Source organism: Collinsella sp. AF39-11AT (genome assembly GCF_003474585.1).
Taxonomy (GTDB): Bacteria; Actinomycetota; Coriobacteriia; order Coriobacteriales; family Coriobacteriaceae; genus Collinsella.
Genome location: NZ_QROG01000004.1, coordinates 60,787 through 81,092, shown reverse-complemented (window position 1 = coordinate 81,092; position 20,306 = coordinate 60,787). Strand labels below are relative to the sequence as shown.

Annotated in this window: 20 protein-coding genes; 1 reads left to right on the top strand and 19 read right to left on the bottom strand. The window is 62.1% G+C overall.

Annotated features, from left to right (window positions below; translation table 11 throughout):
• Window positions 1-70: 70 nt before the first annotated feature.
• The 18 genes from tsf to rpsP form a co-directional block, all read right to left on the bottom strand.
• On the bottom strand, window positions 71-940 hold the full coding sequence (gene tsf / locus DW037_RS02975; protein ID WP_118372807.1) for a translation elongation factor Ts: 870 nt from the start codon (window positions 938-940) through the stop codon (window positions 71-73).
• 45 nt (window positions 941-985) lie between these two features.
• Complete coding sequence (gene rpsB, locus DW037_RS02970; RefSeq protein ID WP_006236109.1) at window positions 986-1,714, bottom strand: 30S ribosomal protein S2; 729 nt, start codon at window positions 1,712-1,714, stop codon at window positions 986-988.
• Between the two features lie 219 nt (window positions 1,715-1,933).
• The gene (locus DW037_RS02965) at window positions 1,934-2,842 is read right to left on the bottom strand and encodes a tyrosine recombinase (protein WP_369831526.1); all 909 of its coding nucleotides are present in this window, start codon (window positions 2,840-2,842) and stop codon (window positions 1,934-1,936) included.
• 8 nt (window positions 2,843-2,850) lie between these two features.
• Window positions 2,851-4,188: a methylenetetrahydrofolate--tRNA-(uracil(54)-C(5))-methyltransferase (FADH(2)-oxidizing) TrmFO gene (gene trmFO / locus DW037_RS02960; protein WP_118372806.1), complete on the bottom strand. Its 1,338-nt coding sequence runs from the start codon at window positions 4,186-4,188 to the stop codon at window positions 2,851-2,853.
• A 14-nt stretch (window positions 4,189-4,202) separates the two neighbouring features.
• The gene (locus tag DW037_RS02955; protein ID WP_369831445.1) at window positions 4,203-5,138 is read right to left on the bottom strand and encodes a DNA-processing protein DprA; all 936 of its coding nucleotides are present in this window, start codon (window positions 5,136-5,138) and stop codon (window positions 4,203-4,205) included.
• Window positions 5,135-6,658, bottom strand: a complete 1,524-nt coding sequence (locus tag DW037_RS02950) for a YifB family Mg chelatase-like AAA ATPase (RefSeq protein WP_117629170.1) — start codon at window positions 6,656-6,658, stop codon at window positions 5,135-5,137. Before DW037_RS02950 ends, DW037_RS02955 begins: the two co-directional genes overlap by 4 nt.
• Window positions 6,658-7,143, bottom strand: coding sequence for a YraN family protein (locus DW037_RS02945; RefSeq protein ID WP_117629169.1), 486 nt, complete (start codon window positions 7,141-7,143; stop codon window positions 6,658-6,660). The genes DW037_RS02950 and DW037_RS02945 overlap by 1 nt, the downstream gene beginning before the upstream one ends.
• Before the next feature lie 189 nt (window positions 7,144-7,332).
• The gene (locus DW037_RS02940) at window positions 7,333-8,121 is read right to left on the bottom strand and encodes a ribonuclease HII (RefSeq protein WP_117629168.1); all 789 of its coding nucleotides are present in this window, start codon (window positions 8,119-8,121) and stop codon (window positions 7,333-7,335) included.
• 93 nt (window positions 8,122-8,214) lie between these two features.
• Window positions 8,215-8,556: a 50S ribosomal protein L19 gene (gene rplS, locus DW037_RS02935; protein ID WP_006236098.1), complete on the bottom strand. Its 342-nt coding sequence runs from the start codon at window positions 8,554-8,556 to the stop codon at window positions 8,215-8,217.
• Between the two features lie 210 nt (window positions 8,557-8,766).
• A complete protein-coding gene (gene ppdK, locus DW037_RS02930) occupies window positions 8,767-11,517 on the bottom strand; it encodes a pyruvate, phosphate dikinase (RefSeq protein ID WP_118372805.1) in 2,751 nt (916 codons plus the stop codon).
• Window positions 11,518-11,814: 297 nt separating this feature from the next.
• Complete coding sequence (locus DW037_RS02925; protein ID WP_117629166.1) at window positions 11,815-12,690, bottom strand: pyruvate, water dikinase regulatory protein; 876 nt, start codon at window positions 12,688-12,690, stop codon at window positions 11,815-11,817.
• Window positions 12,691-12,724: 34 nt separating this feature from the next.
• Window positions 12,725-14,821: a glycine--tRNA ligase subunit beta gene (glyS, locus tag DW037_RS02920; RefSeq protein ID WP_117629165.1), complete on the bottom strand. Its 2,097-nt coding sequence runs from the start codon at window positions 14,819-14,821 to the stop codon at window positions 12,725-12,727.
• A 3-nt stretch (window positions 14,822-14,824) separates the two neighbouring features.
• Complete coding sequence (locus tag DW037_RS02915) at window positions 14,825-15,736, bottom strand: glycine--tRNA ligase subunit alpha (protein ID WP_006236091.1); 912 nt, start codon at window positions 15,734-15,736, stop codon at window positions 14,825-14,827.
• Between the two features lie 59 nt (window positions 15,737-15,795).
• Window positions 15,796-16,359, bottom strand: coding sequence for a signal peptidase I (gene lepB, locus DW037_RS02910; RefSeq protein WP_117629164.1), 564 nt, complete (start codon window positions 16,357-16,359; stop codon window positions 15,796-15,798).
• Window positions 16,360-16,361: 2 nt separating this feature from the next.
• The gene (trmD, locus tag DW037_RS02905) at window positions 16,362-17,120 is read right to left on the bottom strand and encodes a tRNA (guanosine(37)-N1)-methyltransferase TrmD (RefSeq protein ID WP_055285126.1); all 759 of its coding nucleotides are present in this window, start codon (window positions 17,118-17,120) and stop codon (window positions 16,362-16,364) included.
• Between the two features lie 10 nt (window positions 17,121-17,130).
• Window positions 17,131-17,652 (bottom strand): ribosome maturation factor RimM, encoded by a 522-nt coding sequence (gene rimM / locus DW037_RS02900; RefSeq protein WP_117629163.1) that lies wholly within the window; start codon window positions 17,650-17,652, stop codon window positions 17,131-17,133.
• A gap of 4 nt (window positions 17,653-17,656) precedes the next feature.
• Window positions 17,657-17,902, bottom strand: a complete 246-nt coding sequence (locus tag DW037_RS02895; RefSeq protein WP_171021534.1) for a KH domain-containing protein — start codon at window positions 17,900-17,902, stop codon at window positions 17,657-17,659.
• Window positions 17,903-17,944: 42 nt separating this feature from the next.
• Window positions 17,945-18,286, bottom strand: coding sequence for a 30S ribosomal protein S16 (gene rpsP / locus DW037_RS02890; protein ID WP_022094749.1), 342 nt, complete (start codon window positions 18,284-18,286; stop codon window positions 17,945-17,947).
• 201 nt (window positions 18,287-18,487) lie between these two features.
• On the opposite strand from rpsP, the gene dinB reads away from it, so the two are divergent.
• Window positions 18,488-19,741 carry a DNA polymerase IV gene (dinB, locus tag DW037_RS02885; RefSeq protein WP_199408845.1) on the top strand — a complete coding sequence of 418 codons (1,254 nt, stop codon included), beginning with the start codon at window positions 18,488-18,490 and terminating at the stop codon, window positions 19,739-19,741.
• Window positions 19,742-19,839: 98 nt separating this feature from the next.
• Here the strand turns inward: dinB and rsfS are convergent, their stop codons facing one another.
• Complete coding sequence (gene rsfS / locus DW037_RS02880; protein WP_117629161.1) at window positions 19,840-20,295, bottom strand: ribosome silencing factor; 456 nt, start codon at window positions 20,293-20,295, stop codon at window positions 19,840-19,842.
• Window positions 20,296-20,306: the final 11 nt, after the last annotated feature.

The window sequence follows — 20,306 nt, the reverse complement described above, 5'->3', positions numbered from 1 at the left end:
ATAAGAGCCATGAAAAAGCAGGCTGTGAGTAAAACCCACAGCCTGCTCATTACCAGCTACAAGAGCTTATTTACTCGCCACGGACCAGACGGTCAAAGGCAACGACGGTAATGGTGTCGCCGAGCTCCTTGGAGACCTGCTCAGCGTACTTCTTGATGGTGAGGGAGCTGTCCTTGATGAACTCCTGCTCGGTGAGCACGGACTGCTTGTAGAACTTCTCCAGACGGCCAACAGCCATCTTCTCCTGGATAGCCTCGGGCTTGCCGGACTCGGCAGCCTGGGCCATGTAGATCTGCTTCTCGCGCTCGACGGTCTCGGCCGGAACCTGATCGCGGGTAGCGCAGATCGGGGCGACGGCGGCAACCTGAAGGGCAACGTCGTGAGCGAAGGTCTTGAAGGACTCAGCCTGAGCGGTCTCGGCCTTCTCGAAGGCGAACTCGACGAGGACGCCGATCTTACCACCCATGTGGATGTAAGAAGCGAGCGCGCCGTTCTCGGCCTTGCGGGCAGCGAAGCGGGAGATCTTCATGTTCTCGCCCATGATGTGAATCATCTCGGTGAGCTCGGAGGAAACGGTCTCCTCGCCCATCGGCTTCTCGAGCAGAGCGTCGACGTCAGCAGGCTCGGTGGTAGCGACAACCTCAGCGACCTTAGAAGCAAAGCCGGTGAACTTGGCGTTGGAGCCAACGAAGTCGGTCTCGCAGGAGAGCTCGAGCAGAGCGCCGGTCTTGCCATCCTCGGAGACGAACGCGGCGACAGCGCCCTCGTTGGTCTCACGGCCAGCCTTCTTGGCAGCCTTGGCAAGGCCGTTCTTACGCAGAACGTCGACAGCGGCGTCCATGTCGCCGTCAGCCTCGACGAGAGCCTTCTTGCACTCCATCATCGGGGAGTCGGTCATCTCGCGGAGCTGCTTGACCATAGCGGCGGTAATCTGGGCCATTGTGGTTCCTTTCAAAGAGATGAAAAAGAATTAACTAAGACTGATTTACTCGGCCTTGGGCTCAGCGGCCATCTCGGCCTCGGAGACCTGCTCCTTACCGGAGCCAGCGAGGCAGGCGTCAGCCATGAGCTCGCACATAAGGGTGACAGCGGAGATAGCGTCATCGTTGCAGGGGATGCCGTACTCGACCTCGTCGGGATCGGAGTTGGTGTCGATCAGAGCGACGACGGGGATGTTCAGGCGCTGAGCCTCCTTGATGGCGTTCTCCTCGCGCTTAGTGTCGATGACGAAGAGAGCCTGGGGCAGACCCTTCATGTCGCGGGCGCCACCGAGGTTGGTCTGGAGCTTGGTGAGCTCCTTGCCGAGCACAGCCTGCTCCTTCTTGGGGAGCACTGCCATGCGGCCGTCCTCGACCATGGCCTCGAGCTCCTCCATGCGGTTGATGCGGGAGCGGATGGTGACGAAGTTGGTCAGCATACCGCCGAGCCAACGCTGGTTGATGTAGGGCATATTAGCGCGCTCAGCAGCGTTCTTGACGGCCTCCTGAGCCTGCTTCTTGGTGCCGACGAACAGCACGTTGCCACCCTTGGCGACGTTCTTGACGAAGGTGTAGGCCTGGTCGGCGTCGAGGATGGTCTGCTTGAGGTCGAGGATGTAGATGCCGTTGCGCTCACCGAAGATGAACGGCTTCATCTTGGGGTTCCAGCGACGGGTCTGGTGACCGAAGTGGCAGCCGGCCTCGAGCAGGGTGCGGATATTAATCTTGGTAGCCATGTTAAACCTCCTGTGGTTTGCCTCCGCGCGGGGTCATCCTCCAAAACCAACCCGGACATGTGCTACCAAAGCCCGGGCACCACGGTATGAAGTAGCCGCGCGTGCGTGATAAAAACATGTTGCCGTGAAGCAACCCGATGAATGATAGCAGGAATGCATCTTCGTGCCAACCCGCAATCAAAACCACACACCTGAGTGCGGCGCGGGACGTCCCAGCCACTATTCGCCTCGGGGATGGGCTTGAGCCACGGCACGTTTGAGCCGATCGGGCGTGAGGTGCGTGTAGATCTGCGTCGTGGACAGGCTCGCATGACCCAGCAGCTCTTGAACCGAGCGCAGGTCCGCACCGCCCTCGAGCAAGTCGGTCGCAAAGGTATGGCGCATCGCATGCGGGGCGATGTCGGCCGGAATGCCGGCGAGTGTCGCCAGAGTATGGAACCGCCGCCTGAGCATGGCGGCACTCATGCGATTACCGCGCGCCGATATAAGCAGCGGATGCGGCCCGGTAGTGGGGTCACGGCGCTTTGCCTGAGCGAGCAACTCCGGCCGCCCCTCCTCAATATAGAGACGCGTCGCCTCGAGCGCGCGACGATACAGAGGGACGATACGTTCTTTGCTCCCCTTGCCCCACAGGCGCAGCGTGCGTTCGGACCACACAATGGACTCCACATTGAGTGCTGCGAGCTCAGAGATACGGGCGCCCGAGGCATAGAGCAGCTCGAGCATCGCCGCATCGCGCAGTCCCGCGGGTGTTGAGGTATCAGGCGTCTTGAGCAGCGCCTCCACCTGTTGGGTCGTCAGCACACCGGGTAGATCGCGCGGGAGCTTGGGCGAGGAAATTGCCGAGACCACATCGCCCTCCACGACCCCCTCGGCAGCCATCCACCGATAGAGCGAGCGAATGGCAGACAGGTGTGCCGCAAGCGTTCGGGGAGCCACCTGCTCACGCGAAAGTTCGGCAAGATAGCGACGAATGGTGCGCACGTCGGCAGCGAAAGCATCTATATCCTCACGCTCGCACCAGGCAGCAAAACGCTCCAGCCTCGAGCCATAGGCCGTCACCGTGTTGGGAGAAAGTCCCTCGACACGTGAGATATAGGCGATAAACGAGTCGACGGTGTCGTACAGGTCAAAGGCTATGACCGGTCGCCTCCAAACAAATCGGGGCGAGTGGCCAGATAGGCATCAAGGGCCTCGAGCGCACGGTCCGCATAGGCCTGGTAGCGGTCGCGCTTGCTGCGGCGCTTACCATCCTCGAGTGGCGGCACCAGGCCAAAGTTGACATGCATAGGCTGATAGCCCACGGTGGCAGGATCGGTCGCATAGCCCACGAGCGCACCCAGGGCGCCCACACGCGGCAGCTCGACGCCCGCGGCCCCGATAGCCTCGGCATAGGTGTTGAGCGCCGCGAGCAGACCCGTCGCCACGGCTTCCATGTACCCCTCGGTGCCGGTGATCTGACCGGCCAGGCGCACGCCGGTGCCGGGCACGGCAAAGGTGCCATCGAGCACGTGCGGGGCGTCGACAAAGGTATTACGGTGCATGACACCGTAGCGGAAGAACTCAGCGTTCTCCAGGCCCGGCACCATATGGAAGACGCGCTTCTGCTCGCCAAAGGTCAGGTTGGTCTGGAAGCCCACCAGGTTATAGGCGGTCTTCTCCTTGTTCTCGGCACGCAGCTGAATCGCCGCCCAAGGGCGACGTCCGGTACGCGGGTCGGTGAGGCCGACGGGCTTCATGGCGCCAAAGCGAATGGCGTCCTTGCCGGTGCGCGCAACTTCCTCGGCAGGCTGGCAGGCCTGAAACAGATCGCCGCCCTCAAAGTCTTTGAGCACCACGCGGTCGGCCGTGGTAAGCGCCTCGATAAAGGCCTCGTACTCCTCCTTGTTGAGCGGAGCGTTGAGATAGTCGCCGCTCCCCTGCTCCTCGTAGCGCGACTGCGAAAACAGCACGTCCATATCGAGCGTGGAGGCATCGACGATCGGCGCCGCGGCATCGAAGAACGCAAGGGCGTCGCCACCGACGAGCTTCATGACCTCTTCGCTCAGCGCCGGTGAACACAGCGGGCCCGCGGCAATGACCACGTGGCCCTCGGGAATCTGCGTGACCTCGCCGTGCACGACCTCGATATTGGGACGGGCGGCAACCTCGGCCTCGACAAGCTCGGAAAACTTGACGCGGTCGACCGCCAGGGCACCGCCGGCGGGAACAGCCGCGCGATGGGCGCAATCGAGCAGGACTGAACCCATGCGCTCAAGCTCGGCCTTCAGCAAACCAGCCGCGGAATCCGGACGGGTCGACTTAAACGAATTGGAGCAGACGAGCTCTGCCAAGTGATCGGTATGGTGAGCCGGGGAGCTCACCTGGGGGCGCATCTCGCACAGCTTTACGGCAAAACCACGGTCTGCCAGCTGAATCGCGCACTCCGAACCCGCCAGACCGCCACCGATAACCGTCACCTGATCAAACAGCATCTGCAAACACCTTTCTAATTGACATGTTTTCCATTGTGACCGAAGGGTGTCTGGGCGTGAAGAGCAAACTTGGAGGGCGCATACCTTCCATCCATCATGCGCTCGATAAGGCCCTCGAGCTCAAGCGAACCCAGGAGTTTAAGTACGCCGACGGCATCGAGCGAGACGAGCGCCGCGATGTCGTCGACTTTGAGCGGAGAGGCGATGAGCGCATGCATCACGGTCTGCTGCGTTGGATCCAGGTCGGCAATGCCGGGAGCATCGGGGCGCGAGTAGCGCAGGGTGCCGTAGATGCGTGAGATAGCTATCTCGATAGATTCCTCGTCGATGATGCAGCAGGCACCGTTCACAATGAGGTAATTCGTGCCACGCGACTCGGGCGATAGGATCGACCCCGGCACGGCAAGAAGTTCTCGCCCCAAATCCATAGCAGCCTCGGCTGTAGAAAACGTCCCGGAAGGCATACCCGCCTCGGATACAAAGAGGGCTTGCGACAGGGCCGCGATCACGCGATTGCGGCGCGGAAAGGCAAACTTGCGCGGACCCATGCCCCACGGAGAGATCGACACGACCGCGCCACCCGTATCGAGCGTGCGCATAATAAGCCCCGCGCTCGAACGCGGGTAGACCACGTCGGCGCCCGTCCCCAGCACCACGACGTGTTTGCCGCCGGCGTTGACCGCAGCCCAACCCGAGGCCTGGTCACAACCGACCGCGCCACCCGAAACTACCGTCACTCCCGCCTCGACCGCCACCTTTGCCGCAAGCTCTGCCACGGCAAGACCATACGGCGAGGCCTTACGCGCGCCGATGATGGAGAGCGCGGGCGTCGAAAGCACCTCGGGGTTGCCGCGCACATAGAGTGTCTGGGGCACATCAGAAAGCTCCAAAACGGTCTCGGGATACAACGTGTCACCTGGATGCAGCTCGAAGGTCCCCTCGGCCATCATTGGTCCCTCCTTCCCTGGTACATCGCCGCCTCGAGCACGTGGTCCTGCGTCACTTGCTCGCTCTCGGCGACATCTGCGATCGTGCGCGCAATGCGAACCAGGCGCACGATGCCGCGGCCCGTGAGATGCGTGCGCTTCGACAGGCCGAGCACACACTTCTCCGCCGCATCATCGAGCTCAAAGGTCGAAACGACGCCGTCAATGGACCGTGTCTCGTCATCCTCGGCCTCGGCATCCGCATCGTCCATACGGGATTCGCGCCAAGCGCGAAAAGCGCGACCGCGCACAACGTAGTCACGTAACTCAGCTGACGACATACCCTCCGCGCCCTCGATAATCACCTGAGGGTCGGGACGGGTCACATCGATCATCATGTCGATACGGTCGGCCAAAGGACCGCGCAGTTTAGACCGATAGCGCTCGACCATCGATGCCGAACAGCGGCATGGCACCTCACGGTCGCCCAAAAAGCCGCAGGGGCAGGGATTACTCGCAGCCAGCAGCTGAAAGCGCGACGGGAAGGTAAAGGCCCCGTCGACGCGCACGATCCTCACATAGCCGCGCTCGATGGGCTGACGCAGCGTCTGCAACACACCCGTGGGAAACTCGGCAAGCTCGTCCAAAAAGAGCACGCCGCCATGAGCAAGGCTGATCTCACCCGGGTGCACCGGGCGCCCGCCGCCGATAAGGCCTGCGGTCGAAATACTGTGGTGGGGACTGCGGAAGGGCCGGTGCCCCGCCAACAAGCCATCGATGTTCTCACCCAAGACCGAATGGATGCACAGCGCCTCCTGCTGGTCCTCAACGGAAAGCTCGGGCAGGATGCCGGTCATACGACGGGCGAGCATCGTCTTGCCCGATCCCGGGGACCCGATCATAAGCAAACCGAGCTCGCCGGCGGCCGCAAGCGCCATGCCGCGCTTGGCGACTTCCTGCCCCAGCACATCGGCATAGTCGAGCTCGGGCTCAAAGGTCGCCTCAACACCCTCGGAATCCAGATAATGACGCACGGCATCGCCCATGCCGCGAGCAAGCTGAGACAGATGATCGATAAAGCCGCAATCAACGCCCGCGAGTGGCACATGCTGGTCTGACCTGCCGGCGATAAAAGACAGCCCCATGTCGCGAGCCAGCAGCTGAAACGCCACCTCGCCCTTGACGGGAAGCACCGTACCGTCCAAGCCGAGCTCGCCGGCGATAAGGCAGCGATCGAGGTTGTCACGGGGAATCTGCCCATCGGCCGCCAGAACCGCGATGGCGATGGGCAGATCAAAGCCGCTACCGGTCTTGCGAATATCGCCGGGCGCCAGATTGACCGTAATGCCCGAGCGTGGGATCTCGAACCCGGCGGAGCGCATCGCGCAGCGAATACGACCGCGTGACTCCATCACCTCCATACTCGGAATGCCGAGCATTTGGATGCCCGGAACACCACCGGCAAGCGAGACCTCGACCGTGACGTGAATCGCCTCGACGCCACGGATGCAAGCCGCGTGAACGGCAAACGTCTCGAACGCCATCACGACACCTGCCAATCGAACGCGTTGTACTGATGCTCGATCTCAGCGATATGCCCGCCACGAATGGTGACACCCACGGCATCGAAGCGAATCGCCTTGAGCGGATAATGCTCCATGAGATAGCAACTTGCGATGCGGCGGTAGCGGCGTTGCTTTTGGGCGTCCACTGCCTCCTCGGGAAAGACCCGCGTGCTGCAATCCAGTGCAACGCGTCTGGTCTTGACCTCGGCCATCACCACGACATCGTCGAGCTCATCGAGCAGCACCAGATCGGCCTCGCCCTCGGTGCAACGATAACCCTGCTCCAGCAAGGTGTAGCCGCGCTCGTTAAAGTAGTCGATGGTGATCAGCTCGCCCAGCATGCCCAGCTCGCGGGGACTGAGTCCCTTGATAAACTCGGGCGTCATCACCCCGCAGTCGAGCTCGCCGTTTTCCCAACGCTCCTTGAGCTGCTGCGTCTTGCTCTTTTTGCTTGCGGCACTCATGGGGTCTCCTTTCCCGCACGCTGTATTGCCCCGATGATGAGGGCACCTTTCATGCGGGTAAGTACCGGAAGCAAACCAAAAGCTGACCAAATGCCGTCAAAAAACGGGCCGTACGCAGCAATGGTGTTGCATACGGCCCGCTACCAGCAGGTTTATAAAACCCCTGAGGTCCCTGTCTCCACAATTGACCTAGAAAAGGCGCTCAGTCTGCAGAAAGTTTCCGCAAAAGCTCACGCGGTGCAGTGGACAAAGTCCATGTTTGCGAATGGCCTCGATATGCTCGGGGCTTGCATAGCCCTTCGACTCGGCCAGATGGTACTCGGGATACTCGGCGTCGTACTCGACCATCATCTCGTCACGCGTGACCTTGGCCATGATGGACGCTGCGGCGATGCAGGCGATTTTGGCATCGCCCTTCACCACATCGCGCTCGTTGGGAACGGCGCCCAAGGGGTTGCCATCCATGAGGACGCAGTCGGGCTCGAGCCCCGTATCGGCCACGGCGCCCGCGACAGCGGCTCGAATGGCGCGGGCCATGCCCATTTCATCGATATCCTTCGGCGCGATATGGCAAAAACCGATTGCCGTCGCCACCTCGGCAATCTTCACCGAGAGCAACTCGCGGCGCGCGGGCGTGAGCTTTTTGGAATCGTTGATACCCCAGACGCGCGGCTCCATAGGAAGACAGACGGCGCATACCGTCAAAGGGCCGGCCACCGATCCGCGACCTACCTCGTCGACACCAACGACCACCCCATCGCCGCCAAGCTCATGCATAAGCTCGTACATGTCATTGACGCGCTCGCGCTCGGCAAGCTCTTTGTCATGGCGTTTGAGGGCGCGTTCACAAGCCTTGATCACCTGCTGGCGCGGGTCCTCGCGATAATGCTCCACGAGGGCGGGAATCTCCTCAAACGTAGCGCTCGCCAACTCACCGGCAACCTGCGATGCCGAAACCGAGCTCGTCATGTTGGCCATACCAGGCCCTCCTTGCATACAAATCAGATAAAAAGAAGGGCCACCCGAAGGTGACCCTTGTGTCCAAACGAGTGGACAGACGCTGCGATCTTCTTAGCGCTTCTCGGGGATGCGAGCAGCCTTGCCCACCTTGTCGCGGAGGTAGTACAGCTTGGCGCGACGGACGCGACCATGACGGACGACCTCGAGCTTGGCGATCTTGGGGCTGTGAAGCGGGAAGGTACGCTCAACACCGACACCGAAGGACATCTTGCGGACGGTGAAGGTCTCGCGGGCACCGGCGCCGGCCATGCGGATGACGTCGCCCTGGAAGACCTGGATGCGCTCGCGGTCGCCTTCCTTAATGCGGTAGTGAACCTTGACGTTGTCGGCGACGCGAACCTGAGGAATGTCCTCGCGGATCTGCTGACGCTCGATTGCGCGGATGTAATCCATGTGCAATTCCTTACTCTTCTAGAGGTGCCGTACCACCCTGGCCGGCACGTAGTTGAACAAACGTATTCGAGTATACACGCGCGGGTTTCTGCTGCAAGAACAATTTTTTACGCAGACAAAAAGACAAAACCCGCACATGATAACCGCCCGCCTCACGAATGCGACGGGCGGTATGAAGGGGCGCTACGCTAGGCGTCGATGCGCAGGGGGCTAGGCGCTGCGCTTGGCCTCGAGCTTGGCCTGAGCGGCAGCCAGGCGCGCGAGGGGCACGCGATAGGGCGAGCAGGACACGTAGTCCACGTCGGCCACGTTAAACAGGCCCTTGATGGACTTGGGGTCGCCGCCGTGCTCGCCGCACACGCCAAAGTGCATGTCGGGATTGGTGGCGCGGCCCTTCTCGACGGCCAAGCGCACGAGCTCCAGCACCGCCGTGTCGATAGTCTCGAAGGGATTGTCCTTCAGGATCTTCTTGTGCATGTACAGCGGGATGAACTTGGCCTCGGCATCGTCACGAGAGAAGCCGAAGGTCGTCTGCGTGAGGTCGTTGGTGCCAAAGCAGAAGAAGTCGGCATGACGGGCGATCTCGTCGGCGACCATACAGGCGCGCGGCAGCTCGAGCATCGTGCCCACGGGAATGTTGAGCTCGACGCCCTCCTCAGCGGAAACCTCTGCGATCACGCGCTCGATGACCTCGCGGGTCTGGAGATGCTCAGCCGTGATGGAAACGAGCGGAACCATGATCTCGGGGCGCGGGTCGACACCATCCTTGATAAGGCGGGCAGCAGCCGTGGCCACAGCGCGGACCTGCATGAGCGGCAGATCGCCAAAGACGACGGACAGGCGCACGCCGCGCAAGCCCAGCATGGGGTTGGACTCGACCATGCCGTCAATGCGACGCAGGCGGGCGCGTAGGACGGCAAGCTCTTCCTCGCTGGCGCCAGCGGCTTCCTTCTTGGTGATGGCGACCTCGAGCTCTCGAGGATTATCCAAGAACTCATGAAGCGGCGGATCGAGCAGGCGGACGACCACATCGCGACCGGACATGGTCTTGAACATCGCCAGGAAGTCCTCGGTCTGAACCTTGAGCAGGTCGGCCAGGGCCTGCTGCTTTACGGCCTCGTCATCGGACAGGATAAAGCTCTGGATGATGTTCTTGCGGTCGCCCAGGAACATATGCTCGGTGCGGCACAGGCCGATGGCCTCGGCGCCAAACTCGAGCGCGAGTGCAGCATCCTCGGGGTTGTCGGCGTTGACGCGCACGTGGTTGGCGTGGCCGCAGGTCTCGTCCAAGCGAATCTCGTCGGCCCAGGACAGGATGGTGTCCAGGTCGCCGGTGAGCTCGGCCGAAACCAGGTCGACGGCGCCGTCGACGACGACGCCCAGGGTACCGTCGATGGAGATGACATCACCCTCGCACAGCACGCGGTCGCTGCCCTCGATGTGCACGACCTTCTCGGCGGCGTCGATATGGAAGCGCTCGACACCGCAGACGCAGGGCGTACCCATGCCGCGGGCGATAACGGCGGCATGGCTCGTCTTGCCGCCATGGCTGGTCAGGATGCCCTCGGCGGCGACCATGCCCTTCAGGTCGTCGGGGTTGGTCTCCCAGCGGACCAGAATGACCTTGTGGCCCTCGGCGGAACGCGCGACGGCGTCATCACTCGAGAACACGACCTCGCCCACGGCGGCACCAGGGCTGGCGTTAAGGCCGCTGGCCAGGGCCTCGTACTTCTTGGAGGCGTCGAACTGCGGGTGCAGGAGCTGGTCGAGCTGTGCGGGGTCGATGCGGCTCACGGCCTCCTCGCGGGTGATGAGGCCCTCCTCGACCATCTCGATGGCGATGCGCAGGGCGGCGGTGGCGGTGCGCTTGCCCACGCGGGTCTGGAGCATCCAGAGCTTACCCTGCTCGATGGTGAACTCGATATCGCACATATCGCGGTAATGATCCTCGAGCGTCAGGAACACGCGCTCGAGCTCCTCGCCTGCGGACTCGAGGCCCGAGGTGGTCTTGAGGTCGGCGATGGGCTCGGTGTTTCGGATGCCGGCGACGACGTCCTCGCCCTGGGCATTCACCAAAAAGTCGCCATAGAACTCCTTGGTGCCGTCGGCCGGGTTGCGCGTAAAGGCGACGCCGGTCGCAGAGGTCTCGCCCTTGTTGCCAAAGGCCATGGCCTGGACGTTGACGGCGGTGCCGAGCTCGTCGGAAATGCCGTGCTGCTTGCGGTAGATGCAGGCGCGCTCGTTCATCCAGCTGCCAAAGACGGCCTGGATGGCAAGGCGCAGCTGGAGCTCCGGATCGTGCGGAAAAACGGGCTTACCGTCAGCGACCTCGAGCTCGGGATACAGGGTCGCCTCGACGTTCTCGGAGAAGATGCCCTTAAAGGTCTCGACGAGCTCCTGCAGGTCCTCGGCCGAAAGCTCGGAATCGACACGAACGCCGGCGACCAGGCGGGCCTGGGTCAGGGCGTTCTCGAATAGGTCGGCGTCGACGCCCATGACGACGTTGGAGAACATCTGGATAAAGCGACGGTAGCTGTCCCAGGCAAAGCGCGGGTTCTGCGTCTGGGCGATAAGGCCCTGGAAGGAATCGTCGTTGAGGCCCAGGTTGAGGACCGTGTCCATCATGCCGGGCATGGAGAACGGAGCGCCCGAGCGAACCGACACGAGCAGCGGATCGGAGGCATCGCCGAGTTTCTTGCCGCAACGGGCCTCGAGGTCCGCCTCGGCGGCAACGATCTCATCGAGTGCGCCTTCGGGCCAGACGTTGCCGGCACCGGAGTACTCGACACAGGTCTGGCAGGTAATGGTAAAGCCACCGGGAACCGGCAGACCGATGCGGCTCATCTCGGCAAGGTTTGCGCCTTTGCCGCCAAGCACGAAGTTCATGGATTTGTCGCCCTCAGTGACACAGGTGCCCTGGGCGTCGGTTCCAAAACGGTAAACCCTCTTGCAATCGCTCACGATACTTCCCCTTCCATGCGCTTACGCGCACGACCGTGGTAACGAATCGACCCGCCGGATGCGGGCCGTGAGGGTACTATACGGCGGGCATTGAGCGGGCTTGCGCAGAGGGCGCGGGGGTTGGTAAACGTGATAAATATGGCGGTAAACGGTAGGTAAAGGTGGTTACCTTATGAAGATACCAATGCAAGATGCTTGCAGGTCAAATGCTAGTTTATTGCTAAATCGCTTTACCAATATCGTGCATTATTTTTAGGTAGTCTTTTAGAGACGGGCATTTTTAGCTACCCCAATAAGCTAGCTTTGCTGGGCTCGGCGGGCGGCGCGGCGGGCACGGGCTTCTTGGATTTCCTCCAAGTGACTAATGATCTCGGAGGCGCTCTCCTCGATCGCCTTACCGTCGGTACGCACAACAAAGCAGCCTAAGCGCTTCATGAGTGCACGGGCTTCCTCAAGCTCGCTGCGCACGCTCTCGGGCTCGGCATAGGAGCCGGCAACGGCACGGGCGTAGTCATCGCCCAAGCGGCTATCGCGAATCTCAGAAATAACGTCGACGGTCGAAATCAGGCCGAACAGGTGCATCGGGTCAACCTCGTAAATCGACTTGGGCGGCTCCATGCCATGGGCCAACGGAACATTGGCGACCTTGTAGCCCTGATAGGCTAAATACATCGACAGCGGCGTCTTGGATGTACGCGACACACCCAGCAGCACGATATCGGCACCCGACAGATCGTCGCAACCACGACCGTCATCGTGCTCAACGAAATACTCCATGGCCTCGATACGATGGAAATACCGATCGTCGGTCTTGTGAATCACGCCCGCCACACCCTTGGGCGGCACGCCGACGAGCGAAGACAGCACGGCGAGCGTCGGACCGATCAGGTCGACCGAGCGAATGTGCAGCATGCCCAAGTAGTCGAGCACGCGAGCACGAAGGGCCGGGTCGACGATGGTATGGAACACGGCGATATCGCGATGGTCGGCATCGACGCGCGGCCCCACAAATGACTTGACCTGCTCCACGGAGGCCACCTTTGGCAGGCGCAAAACGTGAAAAGCCCCTTCATCAAATTGCCCGGACGCCGCAAGCACCACCTCACAAGCGGTATCACCGAGCGAGTCGGAGATAACGATAACGGTGGGACGAGCGGTGACCGGGCAATCCATGCGGGGCTCCTTTTGCGCTTATGCGCAGGCTAGCTTACTTTTTGCGGGCAAGCTCACCGATGTTGGCGATGCCGGAGAAAACGGCCTCGAAGCGGTTGAGCAGCTTAAGGCGATTATCGCGAAGCTGCTCGTCCTTGTCCATGACCATGACCTCATCGAAGAAACGGTCGATGGGCGCGCGCAGGGCGGCGAGGGCGGCAAATGCGGCCGGGTAGTCCTCGGCAGCAAGGGCGGCATCGACGGCGGTCTGAGCAGCCTCGGAGGCGTCGGCGAGCGCAAGCTCGACCTCGCCCATCAGGCTGCGGTCATACTCCGCACCCAGCTCGGGCTTGGAGATATGCGCGGCGCGGGCATAGGCGGTCGCCAGGTTGTCGAACGTCTCAGCGTCGTTCTTGCGGGCCTCGTCGAGGGCGGCGCAGCGGGCGAAGAAGACGGACGGGGCGATGATGTGCACCGCGGAAACGGCGGCGACGGTATCGGCCGGAATCTTTTCGTCGCGGGCCATGCTCACCAGGCGGCCATGGAAGAAGTCACGAACCTGCTGGGCGACCTCGGCGGCGTCGAACTCAATGCCCTGCTCACTGTAGAGTTCGAGGGCAAAGTCGATGAGCGACGTGGGGTCGATCGGCAGACGGTCGCGCAGGATGTTGATAATGCCGATAGCGGCACGACGCAGCGCGTAGGGGTCGGAGGAGCCGGTCGGGGGCTCGCCGATGGCAAAGATACCGGAGATGGTATCGAGCTTGTCGGCGCAGGCCACGATGCAGCCAGCGGTGCCCTCGGGCAGCTCGTCACCGGCAAAACGGGGACGATAGTGATCGCGAATAGCATGGGCGACCTCGTCGTTCTCCCCCATCGCGGTCGCGTAATAACCGCCCATCACGCCCTGCTGGCTCGTGAACTCGACGACGGCGTTGGACACCAGGTCTGCCTTGCACAGGTGTGCGGCGCGAGCAGCGTCGGCGGCAAGATGGGCGCCCAGGTGAGCCTCGCGGGCGATAGCGAGCGCGAGCTGCTCGATGCGCTCGGACTTGGCGAGCACGCTACCGAGCTTCTCCTGGAAGGCAACCTTGGCCAGACGCTCACGGAACTCGTCGAGGGAGATCTTCAGGTCCTCCTCGTAGAAGAACTTGGCGTCGTCCAGACGGGCGCGCACGACGCGCTCGTTGCCGTCGATCACGCGCTCGGCATTCTCGGGCTTGCTGTTGGAGACGACCACGAACTCACGCGTCAGCTTGCCCTCGCCGTCATAGATCGGGAAGTAGCGCTGGTTGGTGAGCATGGACTCGCAGATGATCTCGTGCGGGACCTTGAGGAACTCCTCATCGAAGGTACCGACGAGCACCGTCGGCCACTCGCAGAGGTTGATAACCTCCTCGAAGACCTTCTTGGGCGTATCGACATGGCAGCCGGGACGGGCAGCCTCGACCTCGGCGATACCGGCGAGAATCGCCTCGCGACGGCGCTCGGCAGAGAGCACGCCGGCGTCCTCGAGCACCTGCTCGTAGGCGGCGGGGCTAGCGACAACGTGGTCACCGGGGCCAAGCACGCGATGGCCGCGCGTGGTATTGCCGCTCGTCACGTCGGCAAACGACACGGGCACAACGTCCTCGCCCAGAAGGCAGCAGATCCAACGGACCGGGCGCACGAAGGTGGCGTGCTCGTGACCCCAGCGCTGAGAGCGGTAGTTGGGCCACTGCAGGCCGGCGATGGTCTTCTCGCACAGAGCGGTCAGAATCGGCGTAGCCGGTGCGGAAGGAATATTCTTCTCGGCAAAGACGTACTCGCGGCCGTCGGTGTCCTCGCGACAGACCAGATCCTCGGCAGCCACACCACACTTGCGGGCAAAGCCCTGGGCGGCCTTGGTGGCGTTGCCATCGGCGTCGAAGGCGATGTTGGCCGCGGGACCGCGCTTGACCTCGTGAACCTCATCGGTCGCGGTGGCGACGTCGGCAACGAGCGCAGCCAGGCGACGCGGGCTCGAGATCACGCGGACCTCGCCGTGGGCCAGGCCTGCATCGTCTAAACCCTTGGCGATCATGGTGCCAAGCTGCTTGACGGCATTGTTCAGCGGCGCGGAGGGCATTTCCTCCGTACCGATCTCAAACAGGAAATCCTTAGCGTCTGCCATGGCTTACGCCACCTCGCCTTCCTGGTCGGCATTCTCGTTCACTCCGGCGACCTCGGCCATGTAGGCCTCGCAGCACGCCTTGGCGACGGCGCGGACGCGCAGGATGTAGTTGGCACGCTCGACCGCGGACAGGGCGCCGCGGGCATCGAGCAGGTTAAAGGCGTGACTGCACTTCATGACGCAGTCGTATGCGGGCAGCGGCAGCTTGCGCTCCAGGCAGGAATGGCACTCGGCCTCGTAGTCGTCAAACTTCTGACGCATCATCTCGACGTTGGCAACCTCAAAGTTATAGGCACTGAACTCGCGCTCGTTCTCGAGGAACACGTCGCCGTAGGTCATGGGCGTGCCGTCGGGCAGGTAGCTCCACACCAGATCGTAGACCGAGTTGACGCCCTGGGCGTACATGGCGATACGCTCCAGGCCATAGGTAATCTCGACGGGCACGGGGTCGACCTCGATACCGCCCACCTGCTGGAAGTACGTAAACTGCGTGACCTCCATGCCGTTGAGCCAGACCTCCCAGCCAAGGCCCCAGGCGCCCAGGGTCGGGCTCTCCCAGTCGTCCTCGACAAAGCGGACGTCATGGTCGTTGGGGTCCAGGCCAATGGCGGCCAGCGAACCCAGGTAGAGCTCCTGGGCGTTGACCGGCGACGGCTTGATGAGCACCTGGAACTGATAGTAGTGCTGCATGCGGTTAGGGTTCTCGCCGTAGCGGCCGTCGGCGGGACGGCGGCAAGGTTGAGCATAGCAGGTGCGCCACTCGGCGGGACCGAGCGAGCGCAGCGTGGTCGCGGTATGGAAGGTACCGGCACCGACCTCGGAGTCATAGGGCTGCATAATGACGCAGCCCTGCTCGCCCCAGTACTGCTGGAGGCGCAGGATGATGTCTTGGAAGGAAAGCGATGAAGCGTTCATGCCTCTAATATCCCCTCGTCGAAACGATTACACGGTTAGGTACTGTACTATAGCGGTTTTTAGTCGATAGCGCCGATGCGGTTGAGCGGCCAGTAGCGAACGAGTGCCACGGCCATTAAATCGGAGCGGTCGACCGGCCCAAAATAGCGGGAGTCGGCTGAGTTCTCTCGGTTGTCGCCCATCACCCACACACACCCGTCGGGGACGGTGTAGGGATAGCTCACTTGGGCGCCGGGCGCTTGGACCGAAAGCGGCCAGCTCATGCCCGCCGTATAGTCCTCGTCGAGCGCTTGGCCGTCAACGACCACCTTGCCGTCCTGCAGTTCGACCGTCTGGCCGGCCGTGGCAATAACGCGTTTGACAAGAACATCATGCTCAGAGGTGCCATCGGGGTTGTGAAACACCACGATATCGCCCTGCTTGACGGGCTGACCGAGCTCGAGGCTCACCTTTTGCGCCAGGATCTGGTCGCCAATCTCGATTGTGTCCTCCATAGAGCCGGTGGGCACCACAAAGGGCTCGACCACAAAGGTGCGGATCAGAAAGGTGGCCACAAGCGCGATCGCGATGACCGCGATCCACTCAAAAGCGCCCCTCAACGCGGAATGTTGCGTAGGAACCATACTCACTCCTCGCTCTGCGAATACGAAGCGTCAAGGATCTCCTGCGCGTAAGCGCGCTCCTCGGGCGTGAGCCGCGCAGTCTCGATCAGGTCGGGACGCCAGCGGCAGGTGCGCTCGATGGCGTTCTTGCGACGCCAGGCATCGACCTTGGCGTGATCGCCGCTCACGAGCACCGGCGGCACGCCCTCGCCGTTGAACTCGGCAGGACGGGTGTACTGCGCGTACTCGAGCAGGCCTCCGTCCTCGGCGGTTGAGAACGACTCGTCGACGTTGCTCATCTCGTCACCAAGGGCGCCGGGAATCAGGCGCACGACAGCGTCGGCAACGACCATAGCGGGCAGCTCGCCGCCCGTGAGCACGTAATCGCCGATCGACAGGCGCTCGTCGGCATACGCATACGCGCGCTCGTCGACGCCCTCGTAACGGCTGCACACAAACAGCAGGCGCTCGCTTTTGAGCAGGCGCTCGGCCACATGCTGCGTAAAGGGCTCGCCGCACGGGGTGAAGAACACCACCGTCGGCTTGGGACCCTCCGCACTAATGGCCTCGATGGCCTCTGCGATAGGCTCGACCTTCATGAGCATGCCCTGCCCGCCGCCGTACGGCTCGTCATCGACGGTACGATGGCGGTCGTGCGTCCAGTCGCGCAGGTTATACGCCTTAAAATCAAAAAGGCCGGCCTTGCGGGCGCGGCCCAGGATCGATGTGGACATGACGGGCTCAAACATCTCGGGAAAGACCGAAAGGGTCTCGATCAGCATGTTGTCCTCCCTACTTGTCCATATCGATCAGACCATCCATAACGTGGACGGAAATTGTTCCTGTGTCGGGAAGATCGAGCACAACCTGCTCGATCACGGGAATCAGTACCTCGCCGTACCGATCGCCCTCGACAACCCAAACATCGTTAGCGGGCGTCGACATGATCTCGACGATCGTGCCGAGCGAACCGAAGCGCTCGTCGACCACCTCGCGACCCATCAGGTCGGTATAGGCAGCGTCGAGCGAATCGAGCTCAAAATCGTCACGACTTGCCAGCACGTAGCATCCCGTGATGCCCTCGGCGGCCGTCAAATCGTCAATGCCCTCAAACGAGACCAGATCGCCATCGCCCGCATCGGTGACGGACACGACCGTGCAAAAGCGGTCGCGCTTGAGCGCCGGCGGCGTCAGGGCGACGCGCATACCCGGCTCTAATACAGAAGGAAGCCCCCGCAGCGGCTGCGCGAGGACCTCCCCCTTCCTTCCGTGCGGCTTGACCACACGGGCGATGTTTTTGTACTGGGACCTCAAGGTCCTAGCCCAGAACCTCGACCTCGACAGCAGTGTCGAGGCGAGCGGCCAGCGCACGGGCGAGCGTGCGAATGGCCTTGATGGTACGGCCACGACGGCCGATGACCTTGGCGACGTCATCCTCGGCGACCGAAACCTCAATCGTAGAGGCGTCGTCACCATCGATGACCTCAAGGCTCACGGAATCCGGGTCGTCGACGATCTGAACAACGAGATATTCGACGAGATCGGCGATGCGATCTGAGAGCATTGCCTCACCCTCGAGCTGTGCAGCGTCAACCTCAGGCACGATTTACTCCTCGGCGCCCTCAGCGGCCTCAGCGGCAGCCTTAGCGGCCTCGGCCTCTTTGGCGAGCTGCTTCTTGGACTTCTTGACGACGGTCTCGGTCTTCTCGCCCTCGTTGGCGGCCTTGACCAGAGCGGCGACGGCGTCGGTGAGCTGAGCGCCCTTGGACTGCCAGTCGGCGATCTTCTCGAGGTCGAGGTTGATGGTCTTGGGGGCGGTCATCGGGTTGTAGCGGCCAACCTCCTCGATGATACGACCGTCACGCGGGGCGCGGGAATCGGCGACGACGACACGGTAGTACGGACGCTTCTTAGCGCCGTGACGAGCAAGGCGAATCTTGACTGCCAAAGGAAACTCCTCCAACCAAGCAGCTTTAGGCTGCAACTACAAACAAACAGTTGAACATAATACGCCATCGACGCGGGCAGGTGAAGTCCGTGAGACCAACTTCTTCGGTGTAGTCGAGGGCAAATCCATATCTTAGACAAGAATTCGGGATTTGCAAGCACATACACGCACCCCACATGAGCTGCGCGGTATACTCATGACATGGAAAGACGCGAACATACATACGGTTATGAGGATGCCATGGGCGTCACGCCGCCTCCCTGGACGGGTCCGGCGGTGGGCCTGATGGACCTCGATGCGTTTTTTGCGAGCGTGGAAATGCTCGATCATCCCGAATGGCGCGGAAAGCCACTCATCGTGGGTGGCGATGCCGATTCGCGTGGCGTCGTGTCCACGTGTTCGTATGAGGCACGTCGCTTTGGCGTGCACTCCGCTATGCCCTCGGCCGAGGCGCGGCGCCTCTGTCCGCAAGCCATTTGGACGCATGGGCATTTTGATCGCTATCGTGAGGTCAGCGCGCAGGTCATGGCGATTCTCGCCGAGGAGACGCCGCGCGTGGAGCGCGTATCCATCGACGAAGCCTTTATCGATATCACACCGGGCCGCTTTGCGCCCGAAGACCCGCTGCTGGTTGCGCGGCGCATAAGCGACCGCGTGGCAGCGCTGGGAGTGACCTGCTCCATTGGCGTGGGCTGCAACAAGACGGTCGCAAAGATCGCAAGCGAGCGGGATAAGCCGTTTGGGCTGACCATCGTGCGCCCCGGAACCGAGCAGCGCTTTTTGGCCGCGCTGCCGGTATCTGCCATGAGCGGCATCGGGCGCTCGGCCGAGGAGCGACTGCGCCGCATGCGCATCTACACGCTCGGCGAGCTGTCACGTGCACCGGAATCCACCTTGGCCTCTATTTTTGGTGTCAACGGCGAACGCATGCGCCAGCGTGCGCTGGGACTCGAGGTTTCCGAAGTCACGAGTCTGGACGAGGAACGCGAGGTTAAATCGGTGAGCAATGAGCGCACCTTTGCGAAAGATTTGACTGAGCGTGGGGACATCGAAGCGGCGATTGCGTTGTTGGGAGAGTCAGTGGGACGCCGCCTGCGCCGTCAGGGACTAACGGGCGCCACGGTGACGCTCAAGCTCAAGTATTCGTATGGAAGCGGGCGAACGGCGCAGCGGCGGCTTCCCCACCCCACCGACGACGAGAATATCTTTGTTGCCGTGGCGCTCGAGCTGCTCGACAATATCTGGCAAGAAGGCATGCACGTGCGTCTGGCAGGTATCGGCATGAGCGACTTCAACCACCAAGGCGGTATCCAAACCGACCTGTTCTGCGAAGTCGATGACCGCGGGGCCCAATCCAGCGACCGACGCGACCTCTCCGTCGCAATTGACGCCGTCCGCGACAAGTTCGGCGACACCGCCCTATCCTTCGGCCGCCAATCCCGCTTCAACGATTAACCGCCTTTGGGCAAAAAGAAAGCCGGGCAGGTGCGGAAAACCGCAACTGCCCGGCGATATGCGTGAGGGTAGCTAAAACCCCCGTCTCAAATGAGCTACTAGAGGAGATTGAGGGGGAGCTGGGGAGCGTCTCCCCAGAGTTTCTCGAGGCGGTAGAAGTCGCGGGCTTCGGGAGTGAAGACGTGGACGACAACCGAACCGTAGTCCATGAGCATCCAGGTCTTCTGCTCACGGCCCTCGATGGAGAACGGATGCTCGCCGCAAGCCTCGGCGACCTTCTCCTCGATCTCGTCGACGATCGAATCGACCTGACGGTTATTGGTACCGGTGGCGAGCACAAAGTAATCGCACACGTCGGAGAGCTCGGTCAGATCGAGCACCTGCACGTCCTCGCCTTTCTTGTCGTAGGCGGCCTGCGCGGCGGCGCGGGCGACATCCTCGGCGGCGACACCGCTCGTGGACAGCGAGGCAGCGGTGCGGTCGGACGTGGCAACGAAGCTCTTGTGCTCCACACCTTCAAGAATCTGCTCGTCGGTCATGGTCTCGTCGGCCATGGAATACCTCT

Coding starts and splice junctions, on each gene's coding strand:
- DW037_RS02895 (WP_171021534.1), bottom strand. CDS start 17,902: ATGCTCTCAGATCGCATCGCCGATCTCGTCGAATATCTCGTTGTTCAG.
- glyS (WP_117629165.1), bottom strand. CDS start 14,821: ATGGCAGACGCTAAGGATTTCCTGTTTGAGATCGGTACGGAGGAAATG.
- DW037_RS02925 (WP_117629166.1), bottom strand. CDS start 12,690: ATGGATTGCCCGGTCACCGCTCGTCCCACCGTTATCGTTATCTCCGAC.
- DW037_RS02950 (WP_117629170.1), bottom strand. CDS start 6,658: ATGGCGTTCGAGACGTTTGCCGTTCACGCGGCTTGCATCCGTGGCGTC.
- DW037_RS02940 (WP_117629168.1), bottom strand. CDS start 8,121: ATGGCCAACATGACGAGCTCGGTTTCGGCATCGCAGGTTGCCGGTGAG.
- dinB (WP_199408845.1), top strand. CDS start 18,488: ATGGAAAGACGCGAACATACATACGGTTATGAGGATGCCATGGGCGTC.
- rpsB (WP_006236109.1), bottom strand. CDS start 1,714: ATGGCTACCAAGATTAATATCCGCACCCTGCTCGAGGCCGGCTGCCAC.
- trmFO (WP_118372806.1), bottom strand. CDS start 4,188: ATGCTGTTTGATCAGGTGACGGTTATCGGTGGCGGTCTGGCGGGTTCG.
- lepB (WP_117629164.1), bottom strand. CDS start 16,359: ATGGTTCCTACGCAACATTCCGCGTTGAGGGGCGCTTTTGAGTGGATC.
- DW037_RS02955 (WP_369831445.1), bottom strand. CDS start 5,138: ATGATGGCCGAGGGGACCTTCGAGCTGCATCCAGGTGACACGTTGTAT.
- DW037_RS02915 (WP_006236091.1), bottom strand. CDS start 15,736: ATGAACGCTTCATCGCTTTCCTTCCAAGACATCATCCTGCGCCTCCAG.
- trmD (WP_055285126.1), bottom strand. CDS start 17,120: ATGCTGATCGAGACCCTTTCGGTCTTTCCCGAGATGTTTGAGCCCGTC.
- DW037_RS02945 (WP_117629169.1), bottom strand. CDS start 7,143: ATGAGTGCCGCAAGCAAAAAGAGCAAGACGCAGCAGCTCAAGGAGCGT.
- rsfS (WP_117629161.1), bottom strand. CDS start 20,295: ATGGCCGACGAGACCATGACCGACGAGCAGATTCTTGAAGGTGTGGAG.
- rplS (WP_006236098.1), bottom strand. CDS start 8,556: ATGGATTACATCCGCGCAATCGAGCGTCAGCAGATCCGCGAGGACATT.
- tsf (WP_118372807.1), bottom strand. CDS start 940: ATGGCCCAGATTACCGCCGCTATGGTCAAGCAGCTCCGCGAGATGACC.